This is a genomic window from Natronosalvus rutilus, from assembly GCF_024204665.1.
Taxonomy (GTDB): domain Archaea; phylum Halobacteriota; class Halobacteria; order Halobacteriales; family Natrialbaceae; genus Natronosalvus; species Natronosalvus rutilus.
This window is the reverse complement of record NZ_CP100355.1, coordinates 1,877,108-1,891,661: the sequence shown is the minus strand read 5'-3', so window position 1 is coordinate 1,891,661 and position 14,554 is coordinate 1,877,108. Positions and strand designations below refer to the sequence as shown.

Annotated in this window: 14 protein-coding genes; 3 read left to right on the top strand and 11 right to left on the bottom strand. The window is 61.9% G+C overall.

Annotated features, from left to right (window positions below; genetic code table 11):
• Positions 1 to 121: 121 nt before the first annotated feature.
• From NGM29_RS09175 to NGM29_RS09150, 6 genes are all read right to left on the bottom strand, one after another.
• Positions 122 to 280, bottom strand: coding sequence for a hypothetical protein (locus NGM29_RS09175; protein ID WP_254160370.1), 159 nt, complete (start codon positions 278 to 280; stop codon positions 122 to 124).
• A 100-nt stretch (positions 281 to 380) separates the two neighbouring features.
• On the bottom strand, positions 381 to 1,679 hold the full coding sequence (locus NGM29_RS09170) for an ABC transporter ATP-binding protein (RefSeq protein WP_254160368.1): 1,299 nt from the start codon (positions 1,677 to 1,679) through the stop codon (positions 381 to 383).
• Complete coding sequence (locus NGM29_RS09165; RefSeq protein ID WP_254160366.1) at positions 1,676 to 2,887, bottom strand: ABC transporter ATP-binding protein; 1,212 nt, start codon at positions 2,885 to 2,887, stop codon at positions 1,676 to 1,678. The genes NGM29_RS09170 and NGM29_RS09165 overlap by 4 nt, the downstream gene beginning before the upstream one ends.
• Position 2,888: 1 nt before the next feature.
• Complete coding sequence (locus tag NGM29_RS09160) at positions 2,889 to 3,890, bottom strand: ABC transporter permease (RefSeq protein WP_254160364.1); 1,002 nt, start codon at positions 3,888 to 3,890, stop codon at positions 2,889 to 2,891.
• The gene (locus tag NGM29_RS09155) at positions 3,887 to 4,963 is read right to left on the bottom strand and encodes an ABC transporter permease (protein ID WP_254160362.1); all 1,077 of its coding nucleotides are present in this window, start codon (positions 4,961 to 4,963) and stop codon (positions 3,887 to 3,889) included. The genes NGM29_RS09160 and NGM29_RS09155 overlap by 4 nt, the downstream gene beginning before the upstream one ends.
• 166 nt (positions 4,964 to 5,129) lie before the next feature.
• Complete coding sequence (locus NGM29_RS09150; protein ID WP_254160361.1) at positions 5,130 to 6,797, bottom strand: ABC transporter substrate-binding protein; 1,668 nt, start codon at positions 6,795 to 6,797, stop codon at positions 5,130 to 5,132.
• A gap of 132 nt (positions 6,798 to 6,929) precedes the next feature.
• Between NGM29_RS09150 and NGM29_RS09145 the strand changes: the two genes are divergently transcribed.
• Genes NGM29_RS09145 through NGM29_RS09135 form a run of 3 tightly spaced genes read left to right on the top strand, consistent with a single transcriptional unit; the run spans position 6,930 to position 8,497 of the window.
• The gene (locus NGM29_RS09145; protein ID WP_254160360.1) at positions 6,930 to 7,565 is read left to right on the top strand and encodes a ribonuclease H family protein; all 636 of its coding nucleotides are present in this window, start codon (positions 6,930 to 6,932) and stop codon (positions 7,563 to 7,565) included.
• A 51-nt stretch (positions 7,566 to 7,616) separates the two neighbouring features.
• On the top strand, positions 7,617 to 8,069 hold the full coding sequence (locus NGM29_RS09140; RefSeq protein WP_253434235.1) for a DUF2240 family protein: 453 nt from the start codon (positions 7,617 to 7,619) through the stop codon (positions 8,067 to 8,069).
• A 23-nt stretch (positions 8,070 to 8,092) separates the two neighbouring features.
• Positions 8,093 to 8,497: a DUF7993 family protein gene (locus NGM29_RS09135; protein WP_254160359.1), complete on the top strand. Its 405-nt coding sequence runs from the start codon at positions 8,093 to 8,095 to the stop codon at positions 8,495 to 8,497.
• Positions 8,498 to 8,563: 66 nt separating this feature from the next.
• On the opposite strand, the gene NGM29_RS09130 is transcribed toward NGM29_RS09135, so the two are convergent.
• From NGM29_RS09130 to NGM29_RS09110, 5 genes are all read right to left on the bottom strand, one after another.
• Positions 8,564 to 9,619: a Leu/Phe/Val dehydrogenase gene (locus tag NGM29_RS09130; RefSeq protein WP_254160358.1), complete on the bottom strand. Its 1,056-nt coding sequence runs from the start codon at positions 9,617 to 9,619 to the stop codon at positions 8,564 to 8,566.
• 267 nt (positions 9,620 to 9,886) lie between these two features.
• Positions 9,887 to 10,300, bottom strand: a complete 414-nt coding sequence (locus NGM29_RS09125; protein WP_254160357.1) for a hypothetical protein — start codon at positions 10,298 to 10,300, stop codon at positions 9,887 to 9,889.
• Positions 10,301 to 11,761: 1,461 nt separating this feature from the next.
• Complete coding sequence (locus tag NGM29_RS09120) at positions 11,762 to 12,415, bottom strand: HAD family hydrolase (protein ID WP_254160356.1); 654 nt, start codon at positions 12,413 to 12,415, stop codon at positions 11,762 to 11,764.
• A 121-nt stretch (positions 12,416 to 12,536) separates the two neighbouring features.
• Positions 12,537 to 13,094: a hypothetical protein gene (locus NGM29_RS09115; protein WP_254160354.1), complete on the bottom strand. Its 558-nt coding sequence runs from the start codon at positions 13,092 to 13,094 to the stop codon at positions 12,537 to 12,539.
• Positions 13,095 to 13,247: 153 nt separating this feature from the next.
• Positions 13,248 to 14,522, bottom strand: a complete 1,275-nt coding sequence (locus tag NGM29_RS09110) for a cation:proton antiporter (RefSeq protein ID WP_254160352.1) — start codon at positions 14,520 to 14,522, stop codon at positions 13,248 to 13,250.
• Positions 14,523 to 14,554 lie beyond the last annotated feature (32 nt).

Here is a 14,554-nt window from a genome sequence, read left to right as displayed (position 1 = left end):
TCCGGTAATCGAGGTCACCCCTGCGTTCAGTGTGGTTGCCAGGCTCAAAAACCGCTTCTCGAGTGGCCTCTACGGATCACGGCCATAGCACACGGCTCACAGCACACAGCGCACAAATCCGTCAGGAAGGATCGCCCAGTTCTTCAGATTCCCACTGGGACGCGAGCCGCTCGGCCAGTTCGGGCGGTCGGTGTTCGTTCAACAGGTGGTGTTCGAGGCTCTCGTTGGTGTCGATCGTCTCCTTACACAATTCGCAGTAGATCGGTGCTTTGCTCGCCATAGCACTGATACGCGAGAAACGCGCAAAAGCATCGCGTCCGAAACGGGGCGCTCGAGGGAGTAATCCGCCATTTCCTAGGAAAATCCAGATTCGTCGAACGTCAGCGCTCGTCGTCGTAGAGGTGACAGGCGACGGGGTGGACGTCGTCCCCCAACTTCGGGTTCTCGAGTTCGCAAACGCTCTCGTAGGCGTCGCGCAACCGCGTCGCGGATTCGTCCCAGTCCCCGTTGGCGAGTGGCGCCAGCGCTTCCTCGACTACCGCATCGTGTTTCGGCGGCAGCTGCGTGTCGAGAACGTGGGCCTTCAGGTCCGCGACGAAGGCGTCCGTATCGGACGGGTCGACGTCGATTCCCTCGTCGGTCATCACGGCGTGGTCGCTGGCGACCTCGAGACTGATATTCTCCCGTTCGACCAGTTCTCTGAGGGTCATGATCTCCCGGTAGGCGTCTTGCTCGATAGCGACGTCTTCGGGCGGAATCACCTTCGGGCACCGCGTCCGGAACCGGCAGCCACTCGGCGGGTCCCGCGGCGAGGGAACGTCGCCGGATAGCGTTTCTCGGTCGCGATCGCGCTCGTCCGTCGACGCCCGCGGGACGCTCTCGAGCAGTGCCCGCGTGTAGGGGTGCTTCGGCGCGCCGAAGATTTCCTCGACCGGGCCGGTTTCGACGATTTCGCCCAGGTACATGACGGCAACCCGATCACAGATGTGGCGGATGACCGAGAGGTCGTGGCTGATGAGCAGGTACGTGAGGTCGAACTCCTCCTGGAGGTCCTCGAGCAGATTGAGGACCTGTGCCTGGACGCTCACATCGAGTGCGCTCGTCGGTTCGTCGAGGACGATGAACTCGGGTTCGAGGGCGAGCGCCCGCGCGATGCCGATCCGCTGGCGCTGACCGCCCGAAAACTCGTGTGGATAGCGGTCGATCTGGTCGGCCGACAGGCCAACGCGCTCGAGCAATTCCTGGGCCCGATCGCGGCGTTCCTCGGCAGTGCCGACGTCGTGGACCGTGAGTGGCTGCTGGATCGTCTTCCCGATCGTCATTCGCGGGTCGAGGCTCGAGAAAGGATCCTGAAAGACGACCTGTGCGTTCCGCCGGAACTCGTTGCGACGGTCGCCCTCGAGTTCGAAGACGTTCTGTCCCTCGAACTGGACGACGCCGTCGGTGGGTTCTTGCAGGTGTAACAGCGTCTCTCCCGTCGTCGACTTCCCGCAGCCAGATTCGCCGACGAGACCGAGCGTCTCGCCGCGGTGCACCTCGAAGTCCACGTCGTCGACCGCACGGACGGCGACGGGCTCCTGCCCAAACAACCGGTCGATGTACGAATCCTGCTCGTAGAAGTACTTGCGGAGTCCCTCGACGCGCACCAGCGGCTGGTCACTTCCGGTATCGAGGCTCATTGTGACTCACCTCCGTCGGTCGTCGCCGTCGCCTCGCGCTCGAGAGCATCGTTTTCGAGCGCCTGATTCGGGTCGTACTCCATCTCCGCGAGATAACACTTGGTCGTGTGGTTTGCACTTCCCTCGGCCGCGTACGCCGGCGGCTTCTTCAGGCACTCCTCCATCGCCTTCGGGCACCGATCAGCGAAGTAACACCGGTCGGGCATCTCGTGATCGAGGAGGCTCGGGACGTTCCCCGGGATCGATCGCAACCGCTCGGCGGTTCCCTCGAGGTCGGGAACGCTCCCGAGCAGTCCCTCCGTGTACGGGTGGACCGACCGGTCGAAGACGTCCTCGAGAGTGCCGCGTTCGACGATCTCCCCAGCGTACATCACGCCGACGCGATCACACATTCGGGCGACGACCCCGAGGTTGTGCGTGATCAGCAGGATGGTCATGCCCGTCTCCTCCTGGAGGTCGTCCAGAAGGTCGAGGATCTGGGCCTGGATCGTCACGTCGAGCGCGGTCGTCGGTTCGTCGGCGATCAGGATGTCCGGTTCGCCGGCAAGCGCCTGAGCGATCATCGCCCGCTGGAGCATGCCGCCGGAGTACTCGTGGGGGTACTCGTCGGCGCGCTGGGCCGGGTCCGGAATCCCCACGGTCTTGAGCAATTCGATCGCTTTCGCCTTACTCTCCTCGCTCACGTAGCGTTTCGAGGGGAGTGCCATCGACATGACGTACGATCTCAGGGAGTACTCCGGTCCCCGCGTTCGAGCCTCGCCGGAACGCGGGTTCGGGGTCGCCCGTTGCTGGACCTCGACGGCTTCGGCGATCTGTTCGCCGACCGTCAGACTGGGGTTGAAACTGCTCTCGGGATCCTGAAAGATCATGCTGAAGGAGGTGCCCCTGAGCGAGCGACGAGCCTCCTCGGGAATCGCGAGCAGGTCGACCATCTCTCCCTCGACGGCCGCCGGATGGGATTCTCGCATCGCGTCGGCGAACGTCGGATTTCGGTACTCGATCGACCCGCTCGTCACCTCCCCTGGCGATTCGACCAGGTCCATGATCGAAAGCGCCGTCACGCTCTTTCCGCTTCCGCTCTCGCCGACGATACCAAAGACCTCGCCGCGTTCAATCGTTAGGTCGAAGTCGTCGACGGCGTTTACCTGTCCCTCACTGGTGAAAAACTGGGTCGATAGGTTGCTGATACGGAGAATGTCGTCGCTCATGTTAGGCACCTCGTTCGCTTCCTTCGATGTTCGGGTCGAGCGCATCACGGAACCAGTCGCCGAGCAGGTTGACCGCGATCACCGTGAGCATGATACCGATTCCGGGGATCATCGCGATCCACGGGCGCGTCCGGAGGAGATCCTGCCCACGCTCGATTTCGTACCCCCACGACAGCGTCGTACCGGAGAACCCGAGATACGCCAGCGACGCCTCGAGGAGAATCACCACGGCGACCTGGATCGTCGCGAGGACGATGATGGGCGTCAGGCTGTTCGGGAGGATGTGCTTGGTGAGGATCGATCTACTCGACATCCCGTAGCTCTTGCTTGCCTTGACGTACTCCTGATTCCGTAGCGACAGGGCCTCTCCGCGAGCGACTCGCGCGAACCAGACCCAGATGACAAGGCCGGCCACGACCGTCACCGAACCGGGAATGGGTATCGATTCGGGCATGCCGTCGGCGAGGCCCGCCACGACGATCGGGTCGGGGACGTAGATCGGTGAGGAGCCGAAGACGCCGACCAGCGCCATCGCGAGGACGAGCGAGGGAAACGCCAACATCGTGTCGGCGACTCGCATCAGTCCGTCGTCGACGCGCCCTCCGTAGTAGCCGGCGATGAGCCCGACTGGAACCCCGATGATCATGGCCAGTGCGGTTCCCAACAAGGCGACCAGCAGCGAAACGCGGGCGCCGTAGACGAACCGCGAGAAGACGTCCTGTCCGACGTTGTTGGTTCCCAGAATGTGTTCGCTCGTGGGTTCGACGGAGACGTCACCGATTTCGCCCTCCTGGGCAACCTGCGTCTCGTAAGAGTGGCCCAGCGGTGGGTACGGCGAGCCGCTCTCGGCGTAGTACCCCGTCCTGGTCGGGTCGTGGGTGGCCAGCAATGGCGCGAAAATCGCCATCAGGATGATTGCGACCAGGAGAACCAGTCCGATTTTGGGCAGGAGACTCTCGACGAACGTCTGCTTGAGATTCGACGTAATTCGATTGGAGATCATTCGTTGTTCACCTGCGGGTTGAGCGACGTGTACAGTGCGTCGACGGCGATGTTGATGACGATGAACGAGATGGCGATGAAGAGGATAATCCCCTGCATTAGTGGCCAGTCTCGAGCGTTCAGCGCATCGACCAGACGGAGGCCGAGACCCGGCCAGTTGAACACGGTTTCGGTGATGACCGATCCGCCGATCAGTGACCCCATCTGAAGGCCCAGAACCGTGATGATCGGAATCATCGTATTACGAAGGACGTGCTTGTAACGAACGAGCGGGTTCGGCAACCCTTTCGCCTTCGTCGCCGTCACATAAGGCTTCCCGAGTTCGTCGATCATGCCGCTCCGGGTGAGCCGGGTGATGAGCGCAGTAAAGTACGTCCCGAGGGTGATCGCTGGAAGGGTGATGTAGTGCAACCAGGTTCCCATCTCGTTGATCGACTGGTCGAAGACGATCGCCCGAACTGCGTCGGCGAAGCTCACGCCACGCCTCCCCGTCGGGAACCCGTAGAAGTCGAAGCCGATGTAGGTTGGATACGGGATGTGGACGATTCCGATAGAGAAGGTATCGGTGGCAACGTCCGGATACGGGATACCGAACCAGACGCTCATCACGAGGATCAACATCAGCCCGAGCCAGAAGTTCGGCGTACTGATTCCGAGGAGTGAAAACAGCGTCGCGCCGTAATCGGAGGGCTCGTTCCGGCGCGTCGCGGAGACGACTCCGAGGGGAATCGCGATGACGATCGCCACGATCGTCGCGGCGACCGTGAGTTCGACCGTCGCCGGAATTCGCTCGATGACCATCGCCGAAACGTCCCGGCTCGACTGCCAGGAATAGCCGAGGTCTCCCCTGAGAAGCCCCTCGACGTAATCGAAGTACTGTACGTAAATGGGTTCGTTGAGCCCCTCCTCTTCTCTGACCCGTTCGACGAGCTCCCGGTTCGCCCCCTGCCCGAGTATCAGCGTCGCCGGATCACCCGGTGAAACGGCCCGGAGGCCGAACAGGACCGTCACCACGCCCCAGAGGACGAATACGCCCTGCAGTATTCGTCTGACCAGAAATTTCCTCAGTGCCATCGGAATGTATCGAAGGAATCCACGAACATTAATTATACTGTCGGTCCCCGCCCGGTTCTGGCGGTTTCGGGACCCGGACGGGAGCTCGAGATATCGCTGCTGGACCCGATCGTTCGGCGCTACAAAAGTCGGATGGCGTTTCTATTCGATGGTGCTGAGGACCGACTTAATTCTCCATCTCCCAGATGTAGATGGTCTCGTCCTCGCGGGGCTCCCACTGAATGTTGCTGTTCGCCCCGTAGATGCTCTCCTGGGTGTGCAGGAAGACGAACGGTGCTTTCTCACGCGCCATCGCGTTGACCTCCTGGAGCGCCGTGGTCCGTTCCTCGGGGTCGTCGATCTGCTGGGTCTCGAGGATCGCGTCGCTGAGTTCTTCGTCGTCGAAGGTTCGCGACGGGTTGTCGGGGATCGTGAAGAATCCCTGGACACCGTAGTCGGTGTCGCCGGTGATGGTCCCCCAGCCGATCATGTAGAACGGGATGTCGAACTCGTTGGGGTCAACGCCAGCCTGGTTGGCATCGGATACCGTCCCGAACTCGACGATGTCGGCCTCACAGCTCACGTTGTCGAGCTGGTTGATCATGTCGGCGACGCGCTCGCCGATCGCGGCGTCGTTGAGGTAGCGACCCTGCGGGGCGGTGAGCGTGATCTCGACGCCGCCGTAGCCGCTGTCTTCGACGAGGCTCTCGGCACGTCCGGGGTCGTGCTCGTACGGTCCGAGTTCGTCGTTGAAGCCGTTGATACCGGGTGCGACCGGCTGTCCTCGTGGTTCACCGAAGCCGCTGAGGATCTCGCTGACGATCGCCTCGTTGTCGACGGCGTAGTTCATCGCCTGGCGGAACTCCTGGCTGTCGAACGGTTCCACCGTGTTCTTCATCGGGCAGAAGATGTTCCGGAAGCTCGTGACGTTCCGGATGTCGATGCCGTCGGCGTCCTGGACGGTCTGGACGTCCTCGGGGAGGATGTTCATCGTCACGTCGCTCTCGCCGGTCTCGAGTGCAGCGACGCGGCTGCTCGACTCGCCGGAGGCGTTGAACGTGACTCGGCTGAACGGCGGCTGGTCGCCCCAGTAGTCGTCGAACGCCTCGACGACGATTTCTTCACCGGAGGTGTACTCGACGACCTGGTACGGTCCCGTCCCGTTGAACGCTTCGGGATCGGCGCCGGCGATCGCTTCGTTCTCGGCGTCGAAGTTGTCGATCGCCCACTGCTGATTCATCGCTCGCGCGTAGTTCCCGAACTCGAACTCCGCGAGGCCGGCCGACGCGCCGTAGCTGATCGAGAGGGTCGTCTCGTCGACGGCTTCGGCGCCCTCGATGGAGCCGAGACCGTACGTGCCGATCGGACTCTGGACACCCATATCGGGGTCGATCGTTCGGTTGATCGTCCAGGCGATGTCCTCGGCGGTGAGGTCGTCGCCGTTGTGGAAGACCACGTCGTCTCTGAGGGAGACCTCGGTCGTGCCGTCGCCCTGTGCTTCCCACTCCTCGGCGATGCGCGGGAGGATACCCTCGCCGGGTTGGAAGTCGAAAACCGGCTCGTAGATGTGGTCGTAGACGTTGAAGTAGTCCCCGGTGATGTGATCGAGCGGGTCCTGGGTGTCGGGGAACTGCGTCAGCGTCAGCGTGATCTCGTCGAGGCTACCGCCGCCGTTGCCGTTGCCATTTCCATTGCCGCCGTTTCCATTGCCGTTGCCGCCGTTTCCATTGCCGTTACCATCGTCCGGATCATCACCGATACAACCGGCGATCGATGCGAGTCCAAGCGTGGTCGCACCGGCTGTGTATCGGAGGACGTTCCGTCGGTTCGTGGTGAATTTGTCAGCACCCTGCATACGCATACATGTACAATCATCCTATTTATACGTTGTTGGATTCGATCGACCAGCACATTGGTGGAACCGATCGACTAACGCTCGGTGAGAGATGGCCTAGTTGTTAAGTACTTGACTGTCCTACAGCGGCATATGGCCGCTCACGGCCGCCCCGCACTTCGGGATCTGTTCGACGAGTCGCCAACACCGCACATCGCCCACCCCCCGTCGACCCATCATCGTGACTTCTACGTCGCCACCGACGGGTCCTTCCGACGGGCGGGCGGCGGCCTCGGGGCCGTCATCGAAACGCGCGACGGCACGCGCGTCGGTCGCATCGCGACTACCGACGTGCCGCCGGACAACAACGTCGCGGAGTACCGGGCACTCCACCTCGGTCTCGACGTCCTCGCAGCCAGGGCACCGGTCGACGCCCGAGTCGGCATCCTCGTCGATCACGACGAACTCGCGAGCAACGTCAACGCCGCGATCCTGGCCGCCGGACATCCCGACCGCAAACCGCCGCGTCCGTACACCGTTCCAGCGGCGACGACCTACCACTGGCGCGGGATCATCGCCAGACTCAACCGCTTCGGCGAGGTCCGGGCCGCCCGCATTGACAGCAGCCAGAACCCCGCACACCCCCTCGCGAACGCCCCCGAGGAGTACGCCCACGTCAACCGCGAACTCGATCGCTGCGTGCTCCCCGACCCGCCCGAGGTGACGTCGACGCAAGTTCCGCCGCCGTCTCGAGCCAATAGGAATCAGGGTGGGCGGGCGTCGGACTGAGAGTAACCTGAATCGTCAACGTTATTCACCCCGTCGCGAGAGTCGTTCTCGATGAGCCTTCGCGTCGCGGTCGCCGCGCCCTTCAAACAACACGGAACGAACCGACTGCGCGAAAACGAGTTCGTCGTCGCGCTGTCGCTCGATCGCGACTGGTTCTCGCCCGACCAGTCACAGCGACTCATCGACGTCGCGACCCAGGAGGGCGTCCTCGAGCGCGACGGTCCCGAACTGGTGGCGACGTTCGATCCCTCGAGCGTGACCATCGACGACGACTTCGTCCCCGGCGACGACCTGCTCAGAGAGCGGTCGACGTTCGAGCGCGTGCTGGACGCGCTGGTCGCATCGGGCGTCGAAAAGCACGAGGCCGTCGGCGCGATCAACTCGCTCCAGCAGGAGTACGCGATCACGATCGAGGCCGCCGCGGTCGTCTACGCCAGTGGTGAGGGGATCGACGTCGACGAACTCGCCCCCGCAGCCCGCTCGGCGTTGATCGAAGACGGTTAGCCTGACCGGAGACAACGGCGCGTATGGTCGAGGATCGGATCACCGACGGCCGGCGGATCGCCGAGTTGCTCGCTTCCGAAATCGACGGGCGGGCAGACGACGAACTCGCGTCACTCGCGGTGACGAACGCCGATCGCGACGTCGAACCGGCAGTCGGCGGCGCTCGCGCGTTCGATATTTCGTTCGCGGACGAGGACGGTGACCCACTGGAACGCCTCGCTCGCGTCTTCGTTCATCCGGATCGGGCCCACCTCGAGTTCGGCCAGGGACGAGAAGCGGCCGTCGACGCCGCCGGGGAGGCCGACTTGCGAACGCGCCCGAAGGCGACGACGCCGGCGAAGACGCTCGTCTTTCTCGAGCGCGCCGCGGCGGTCAAACGCGGCGTGAGCGTCGTCCAGGCTGCGGCTCGAGACGGCGGTATTCGGTAAAATTCGGGATGCGGGAGCGACTCGATCCGAGAGATCGAGATCGGGGCCGAGACCGGGCTCAGGTACCTACCTAGACGACGGAGACGTCGCCTCGGCTCTCGCCGCCTCGATCCGCTCGAGCGCGTACCGATCCGCGGCCTCGAGGATGGTCACGTCCTCGGCGTCCGCGCGCTCGATGAGCGTCCGGGTCCGGTCGCCGATGGCCATCGCGTCGGCGAGCGCCTGTTCTCGCGTGTCGCCGGTGTGTTCGGCCGCGACGGTGATCAGGCCGCCTGCGTTGAGCACGTAATCAGGCGCGTAGAGAATGTCCCGGTCGCGAAGCGCCTGCGCGTGGGCTCGCTCGTCGAGGATGTTGTTCGCCCCACCGGCAACGATGTCGCACTCGAGTTGGGGAACCGTCTCGTCGTTGACGACGCCGCCGATCGCACAGGGGGCGAAGACGTCACAGGGCTGTTCGTAGACGGCGGAGGGGGCGACGGTCTCGAAGCCGTACTCGCGGGCGAGCGCGGCCGTCGCCTCCTCGTCGATGTCGCTCACCGCGACCTCGGCACCGTGCTCGTCGAGGAGTTCGGCGAGGCCGCTGCCGACTTTCCCGACGCCCTGGACGACGACGGAGAGGCCGTCCACGTCCGGCGTCCCGTAGGTGGCCTCGACGCAGGCCCGAAGCCCCTCGAAGACGCCGCGAGACGTGATCGGCGAGGGGTCTCCGAGTCCTGCGCTGGTTCCGACGACGTGGTCGGTTTCGCCCGCGATCACGTCCATGTCCGCGACGCCGGTGTTGACGTCGACGGAGGTGATGTAGTACCCGCCGAGTCGGTCGATCATTCGCCCGTAGGCGGCCATCAGGTCCTCGGTCTTCTCGGTCGGATCGGCGCGGATGACGGCCTTCCCGCCGCCCAGGTCGAGGTCCGCGGCGGCCGCCTTGTAGGTCATCGCGCGCGAGAGGCGCATGACGTCGCGCAGGGCGGCGTCGTGGCTCTCGTAGGGCAGGAGTCGGGTGCCACCGAGGGAGGGACCGAGCGTCGTGTCGTGGATGGCGACGATCGCCTCGAGGCCGGTTTCGTCGTCGACGAAGTGCGTTACCTGTTCGTGGCCGGACGCAGACATCTTCCCGTGTACCATTGTGCAAGAATTGCACGAATGGAACCATTAAGGTGGCTATTTTCGATTATTCGCGTCCAGTTCCTCGTCGCGGAAAGACGATGCGAACTGTGCCTCGGTGAGACCCATCTATGGCGATACATTTCGGTTGTCGTGCGAATAGAGAGCGCGAATGTGGCACTCGGTAGAGCGCGATCCGCGTGAAGGGTCGAACGCTCAGTATAGGCGATGTACACACCACTTTCAGTCTAGGCCTCCCACGGTGGTAGAATAAGCACACTACGGTTTTCACTTGTGTGCATACGTCTCCAATAGCGTCTGCTCTCCATCAAGGATACCGTAGACGCGAATCTCGGCGCTTAAATAGAAGGACTCCTGGGTTTCTTCGTCAAGGGAGCCCTCTACACAGTCGGCGCCGAAACTCTTCTTGTAACAGATATCACCCGCAGTATAGTACTCATCGTCGTTGATGTAAATAGAGGGGCGATCAACCCCCTCGTAAATCATGAACCCGCCATCGACGTTTTCGATTTCGATCCACAGACTCTCGAAGTCTCCTTTCGAAACTTCGACGCCGACACCCTTATCAGAGTCTTCGGAAAACGAAACAAAAGCAGAGTCTACCGGAGGTTCAGAATCGAGACAGCCTGTGATTCCGGGCAGTGCTGTCGCACACCCAAAAAGGACTTGTCTCCGTTGCATACGAAAGTACTTCGCGCTCTGACAGAAAAATCTATTGGAGGGTCAAATCATAGTTTTATTCAAAGCGTAGCAGGTGCGTGCTCTTGGACAGCATCTTGTTCGCTGCCGCCCTCCGAATTATTGGAATACTCGGCGGTCAACTCGCATCCGAATGTATCGGTTGGTTCCGACCTGAGATTGTGAAACAAACGAATCTGCTGTGCTGCATCTATCCTCTGTATTCAGCAGACAACTCTTGGAACCTACTGAGGATTACAACAAAACGTACTAATCGCGTTTCAAATAACTCATAATCGGGTTCTCTGTCCGGAAGAGTAGGTATGGTCTCTGTTTCGAGGACCGATTATGAAGAGAGTCTAGGAACGGTTGCACGATGAGGATCTTCCTCGAGCGTATGACTTGTGACCCTAATCGTCGAGTAAGGGGCCTCTCGAGACGATTAGGGCGCGTTCACGACTGTTTTTGTGATTACCGAGATTATTGAGCGAGCGAGGGCCGTTTCGTGATCGGTACTCGCTGAGCAGATCCAGAACTCGAGGCGTCAATCGTGCATAATCGGCTCGAGAAGCTCTCTATAATGTGTTTTCTTTCTCGAGAGAGGTCTCGGTTTCTTCGGTAATTTCAGTGGTGTCTAGGACCCAAAACCGATAGCAGAGAACCGATTATGAACTTTGGAATTGGAGACTGGACGGCCACACGCTCGACTCGAGTGGGTGAGTGAGATCCCTCCAGAGAAGGCTCTAAACCAGCGAATTCAATTTCGTGGAATGGATCTGAGACGCTCTTCGTAACGTTTCTCTTCCTGGTTACCGCTAATCCGGAAAACGCAAGACGGAAACCGATTATGAACGTTTGAGTGTGTGATTTCTCCCTCTTTTCGGGTTACTCGCTTTGTCATGCTCACGCCTCCTTCTGGCCTGGACGCTATCTCGAGCGATAATCGCCTACTCCAAGATTTCTTCCTAGGTTCGTCCATAGACCACTTCTACACACCTCTTCCGGACAACTGTCGTGGTTATGACCACCAAGTGTTCTGGCCAGTACGATCATAGAAGTGATCATCCCTCTGTGAAATTCTCCATTTGTTAGTGGTGCATTTTCACTGAGACCCCTATCTTTCGCTTTCAGTTTAGCGGTTAATCCGGAATCAAGAGCTGCTACGTCCAACCTTTACTCCATATCGGGGTGAGCATGCGGTTAGTAGCCCAGAACCGGTATGCGCGATATCACCATACGTACTCGTAGTCGAGGGCTACACAAACGCTCATCAGAGATATTCTATGGATTATGTATAAATCAAACCGCCTATTACCACCTATCAAATTCAGTATATATATATATATATATATATATATATATAATAGCGGAAGCGCCCAGTACCGAGCGTGGAGGTGGCCCCCACGTATCGGTGACGGGCCAGGACCGCCCGCGACTCGAGCGACGGCGTGCGGGCGCTAGTGGCTACAGCGCCGCGAGAACCGCGGGCAGTTCGCGCGCGAGAGTGGATTGGTCGACGTGGGCGACCGCCCGCGAATCAGGTTTCGTGTCCGCCCGGATCACCTGAACCGCCCGCATTCCCGCTCGAGTCGCCCCCTCCACGTCCGCCTCGCGCTCATCGCCGACGTAGACGGCTCGCTCGGGTGCGACCGACAGTTCCTCCAGGATCGCCTCGAACGCCCGCGGGTCGGGCTTGCCCGCCTCGAGCTCACCAGTAACGAGCGCAGCATCGAATCGGCCCTCCCAGCCGAGCGTCTCGAGTTTGTCCCGCTGGGCGCGGACGGGGCCGTTCGTCAAGAGTCCCACGCGGTAGGTCGACCGGAGGTCCTCGAGCATGGATTCGACGTCCGGCAGCGGGGTGAGGGCGTCGGCGATGGACTCCCGGTAGGCCGTGGCGACGGCGCCGGGTTCGGCACTCGTGTCGTGGTCGGCGAGCAGGTCCGCGAAGATGGGCTCGCGGCTCTCGCGCGTGAGGTTGTTCCGATGAGCCTCGAGGTACGCCTCCCTCGAGAGCGGCGGCGCACCGGCCGCGGCCGTCGCCTCGGTGAGCAACGTCTCCCGGTCCCGGTCGGGGACCGCCAGCGTGTAATCTAGGTCGAAGACGACTGCCTCGAGCATACGGAGGAGGGAGGGGGCTCGAGGGGTTTGAAGTTGTCTGTTGGGGCCAGTCACGGCAGTATCTTCGTCTCACCACGGTTGCCTCGACGAAAAAACGGGTGGCTGAGAGCGCTGACGCCGGTCACCGACTGTCTTTTCCGGTGTTGACGTACCGGATACACTGGCCCTGGTTGCGGAAGCCGTAGGTCTTCCATCCGCCCCCCTTACAGTCGGCTCGCGACTCCGGTTCGCACGCGTCGATGCCAAACGAGACCCAGTCGAAGTCGTGGTCGCGTTCGGCGCCGAGGGCGAGTCGCACGTCGACCTGCTGGGTGGCCTCGAACGTTTCCGTCCTCGTCCCGTCCGTCACGCAGTAGTTCTCGTAGATGTAGTCGCCGTCGACGACCGGATGTTCCGTGCCGCTCGTTCTCGTCTGGCCGTCAACTCGCACCTCGAAACACGCGAGATATCCGTGTGGATTGGTGAACTCGAGCGCGATTTCACAGTTGTCCTGGCTGGCAACGTCGACGAACGGGTCCCCGTTCGCTTCGTTGTCCGCGTTGGTGCTCGGGAAGTCGTAGGCGGTTGCCGTGCCGACCGGAACGAGCAGCAAAGCGCCAGTCAGCGCTCCAGCGCGCAAGAGCGCACGGCGCGGTACGTCGTCCGTTGGCGGGTTCGTTTCGTTTGTTATTGGTGTCACCTCACCCCCCTGTGAGGTAGTGCTACCCACACGGTGAGAGCAATTAATCGTGGATATCGTTTCACACGGCTAATACGTCCGTTCAAACGGAAAGAACGCACTGCTGGCCGAAAGAGTCGGGAAACGCACTGTTTCGACGGTCGAAACGATCGATCAGTCGCTGCTCGAGACCGCCCCGCTGCGCGCCTCGAGACGCGGCACGAGCACCGCTTCGATGCGGTCGGCGTACTGCATGAACGTCGTCCCGAGGATGCTCATGACGAGGACGTAGCCGACGGCAAACGCGTAGATGTCGGTCGCAATCGAGTCAGAAAGCGCCCCGCCGGCGCCCGCCACGGCGATGCTCGCGATGATCAGTGAGAACTCGCCGCGGGTCGTCATGCCGAGGCCGACTCGCAGGGATCGTCGCTCGTCCAGGTCGTAGATTCGGCCACCGAGGTAGCCGCTTAGCAGTTTCGTCGGCGTCGTGACGATCACCGCGACGGCGATCAGCCCGGCGACGCCGGCGAACAATTGTGGGTTCGTCTCGAGACCGATCCAGAAGAAGAAGATGGCGGCGAAGACGTCTCGGACGGGCTCGAGCAGTTGTTCGAGGTCATGGACGTGGTCGGTCGCCGAAAAGGCCATCCCGACGAAGAAGGCGGCGACGGCCTCGCTCACGCCAAGGGCGAGCGCGGCGCCCGCGATCAGGACGAGGATTCCCAGTGCCCGGAGGACGAGGAACTCGTTGGAGTCCGTCTCGAGACTTCGCTGGAACCAGGCAGTGCCGAACTGGACGAGTATCAGGAGCGCGAGGATGAACCCAATCGCGATCCCGATCGAGCCGAGCGCCTCGCCAACGTCGCCGCCGCCTAGAACGAGCGCGGAGACCACCGCGAGGTAGATCGCGATGAAGAGGTCCTCGTAGACGAGCGTGCCGAGCAGCGGGTTCGCCTCGTCGTTGGCGATCCAGCCGAGGTCGATCAGGGACTTCGTGATGATCGCGCTCGAGGAGATGTAGACGATGCCCGCGACGAGCAGGGCCGCGAGGAGGGATTCGAAGAGGACGAAACCGAGGAGCAGTCCGGCACCGAAGTTGATGACCAGGTCGACGCTCCCGGCCCTCCCGATGTCGTGTCTGGACGCCAGCAGTCGCTCGAGGTTGAACTCGAGGCCCAGGAAGAACAGCAAGAAGACGATCCCGAGTTCGGCACCCAAATGGATGAACTCGGACTGGCCGTCGAGCGCCAGTGCTTCCCCGTGGGGGAGAACGCCGGTCCCCAGGAGGGCCGGAAGGTCGAGCGTTCCGAGCACGTACGGGCCCGAAAGCATCCCGGCGATGATGTAAAACGGGATCACCGACTGGTCGATCCGTGAGGCGAGCAGGCCGGCGATGGCGGCGACGGCGAAGAGCGCGCCGACGTCGACGAGGTGGGTTTCAGCTGCCACTCTCGGACACCTCCAGTGGTGGCCGCACGGGG

Bases quoted from the DNA above. Each gene is read 5' to 3' on its own strand.
- NGM29_RS09165 (WP_254160366.1), bottom strand. From the start codon at position 2,887: ATGAGCGACGACATTCTCCGTATCAGCAACCTATCGACCCAGTTTTTC.
- NGM29_RS09170 (WP_254160368.1), bottom strand. From the start codon at position 1,679: ATGAGCCTCGATACCGGAAGTGACCAGCCGCTGGTGCGCGTCGAGGGA.
- NGM29_RS09155 (WP_254160362.1), bottom strand. From the start codon at position 4,963: ATGGCACTGAGGAAATTTCTGGTCAGACGAATACTGCAGGGCGTATTC.
- NGM29_RS09120 (WP_254160356.1), bottom strand. From the start codon at position 12,415: ATGCTCGAGGCAGTCGTCTTCGACCTAGATTACACGCTGGCGGTCCCC.
- NGM29_RS09140 (WP_253434235.1), top strand. From the start codon at position 7,617: ATGAGCCTTCGCGTCGCGGTCGCCGCGCCCTTCAAACAACACGGAACG.
- NGM29_RS09145 (WP_254160360.1), top strand. From the start codon at position 6,930: ATGGCCGCTCACGGCCGCCCCGCACTTCGGGATCTGTTCGACGAGTCG.
- NGM29_RS09175 (WP_254160370.1), bottom strand. From the start codon at position 280: ATGGCGAGCAAAGCACCGATCTACTGCGAATTGTGTAAGGAGACGATC.
- NGM29_RS09130 (WP_254160358.1), bottom strand. From the start codon at position 9,619: ATGGTACACGGGAAGATGTCTGCGTCCGGCCACGAACAGGTAACGCAC.
- NGM29_RS09135 (WP_254160359.1), top strand. From the start codon at position 8,093: ATGGTCGAGGATCGGATCACCGACGGCCGGCGGATCGCCGAGTTGCTC.
- NGM29_RS09125 (WP_254160357.1), bottom strand. From the start codon at position 10,300: ATGCAACGGAGACAAGTCCTTTTTGGGTGTGCGACAGCACTGCCCGGA.
- NGM29_RS09160 (WP_254160364.1), bottom strand. From the start codon at position 3,890: ATGATCTCCAATCGAATTACGTCGAATCTCAAGCAGACGTTCGTCGAG.
- NGM29_RS09150 (WP_254160361.1), bottom strand. From the start codon at position 6,797: ATGCAGGGTGCTGACAAATTCACCACGAACCGACGGAACGTCCTCCGA.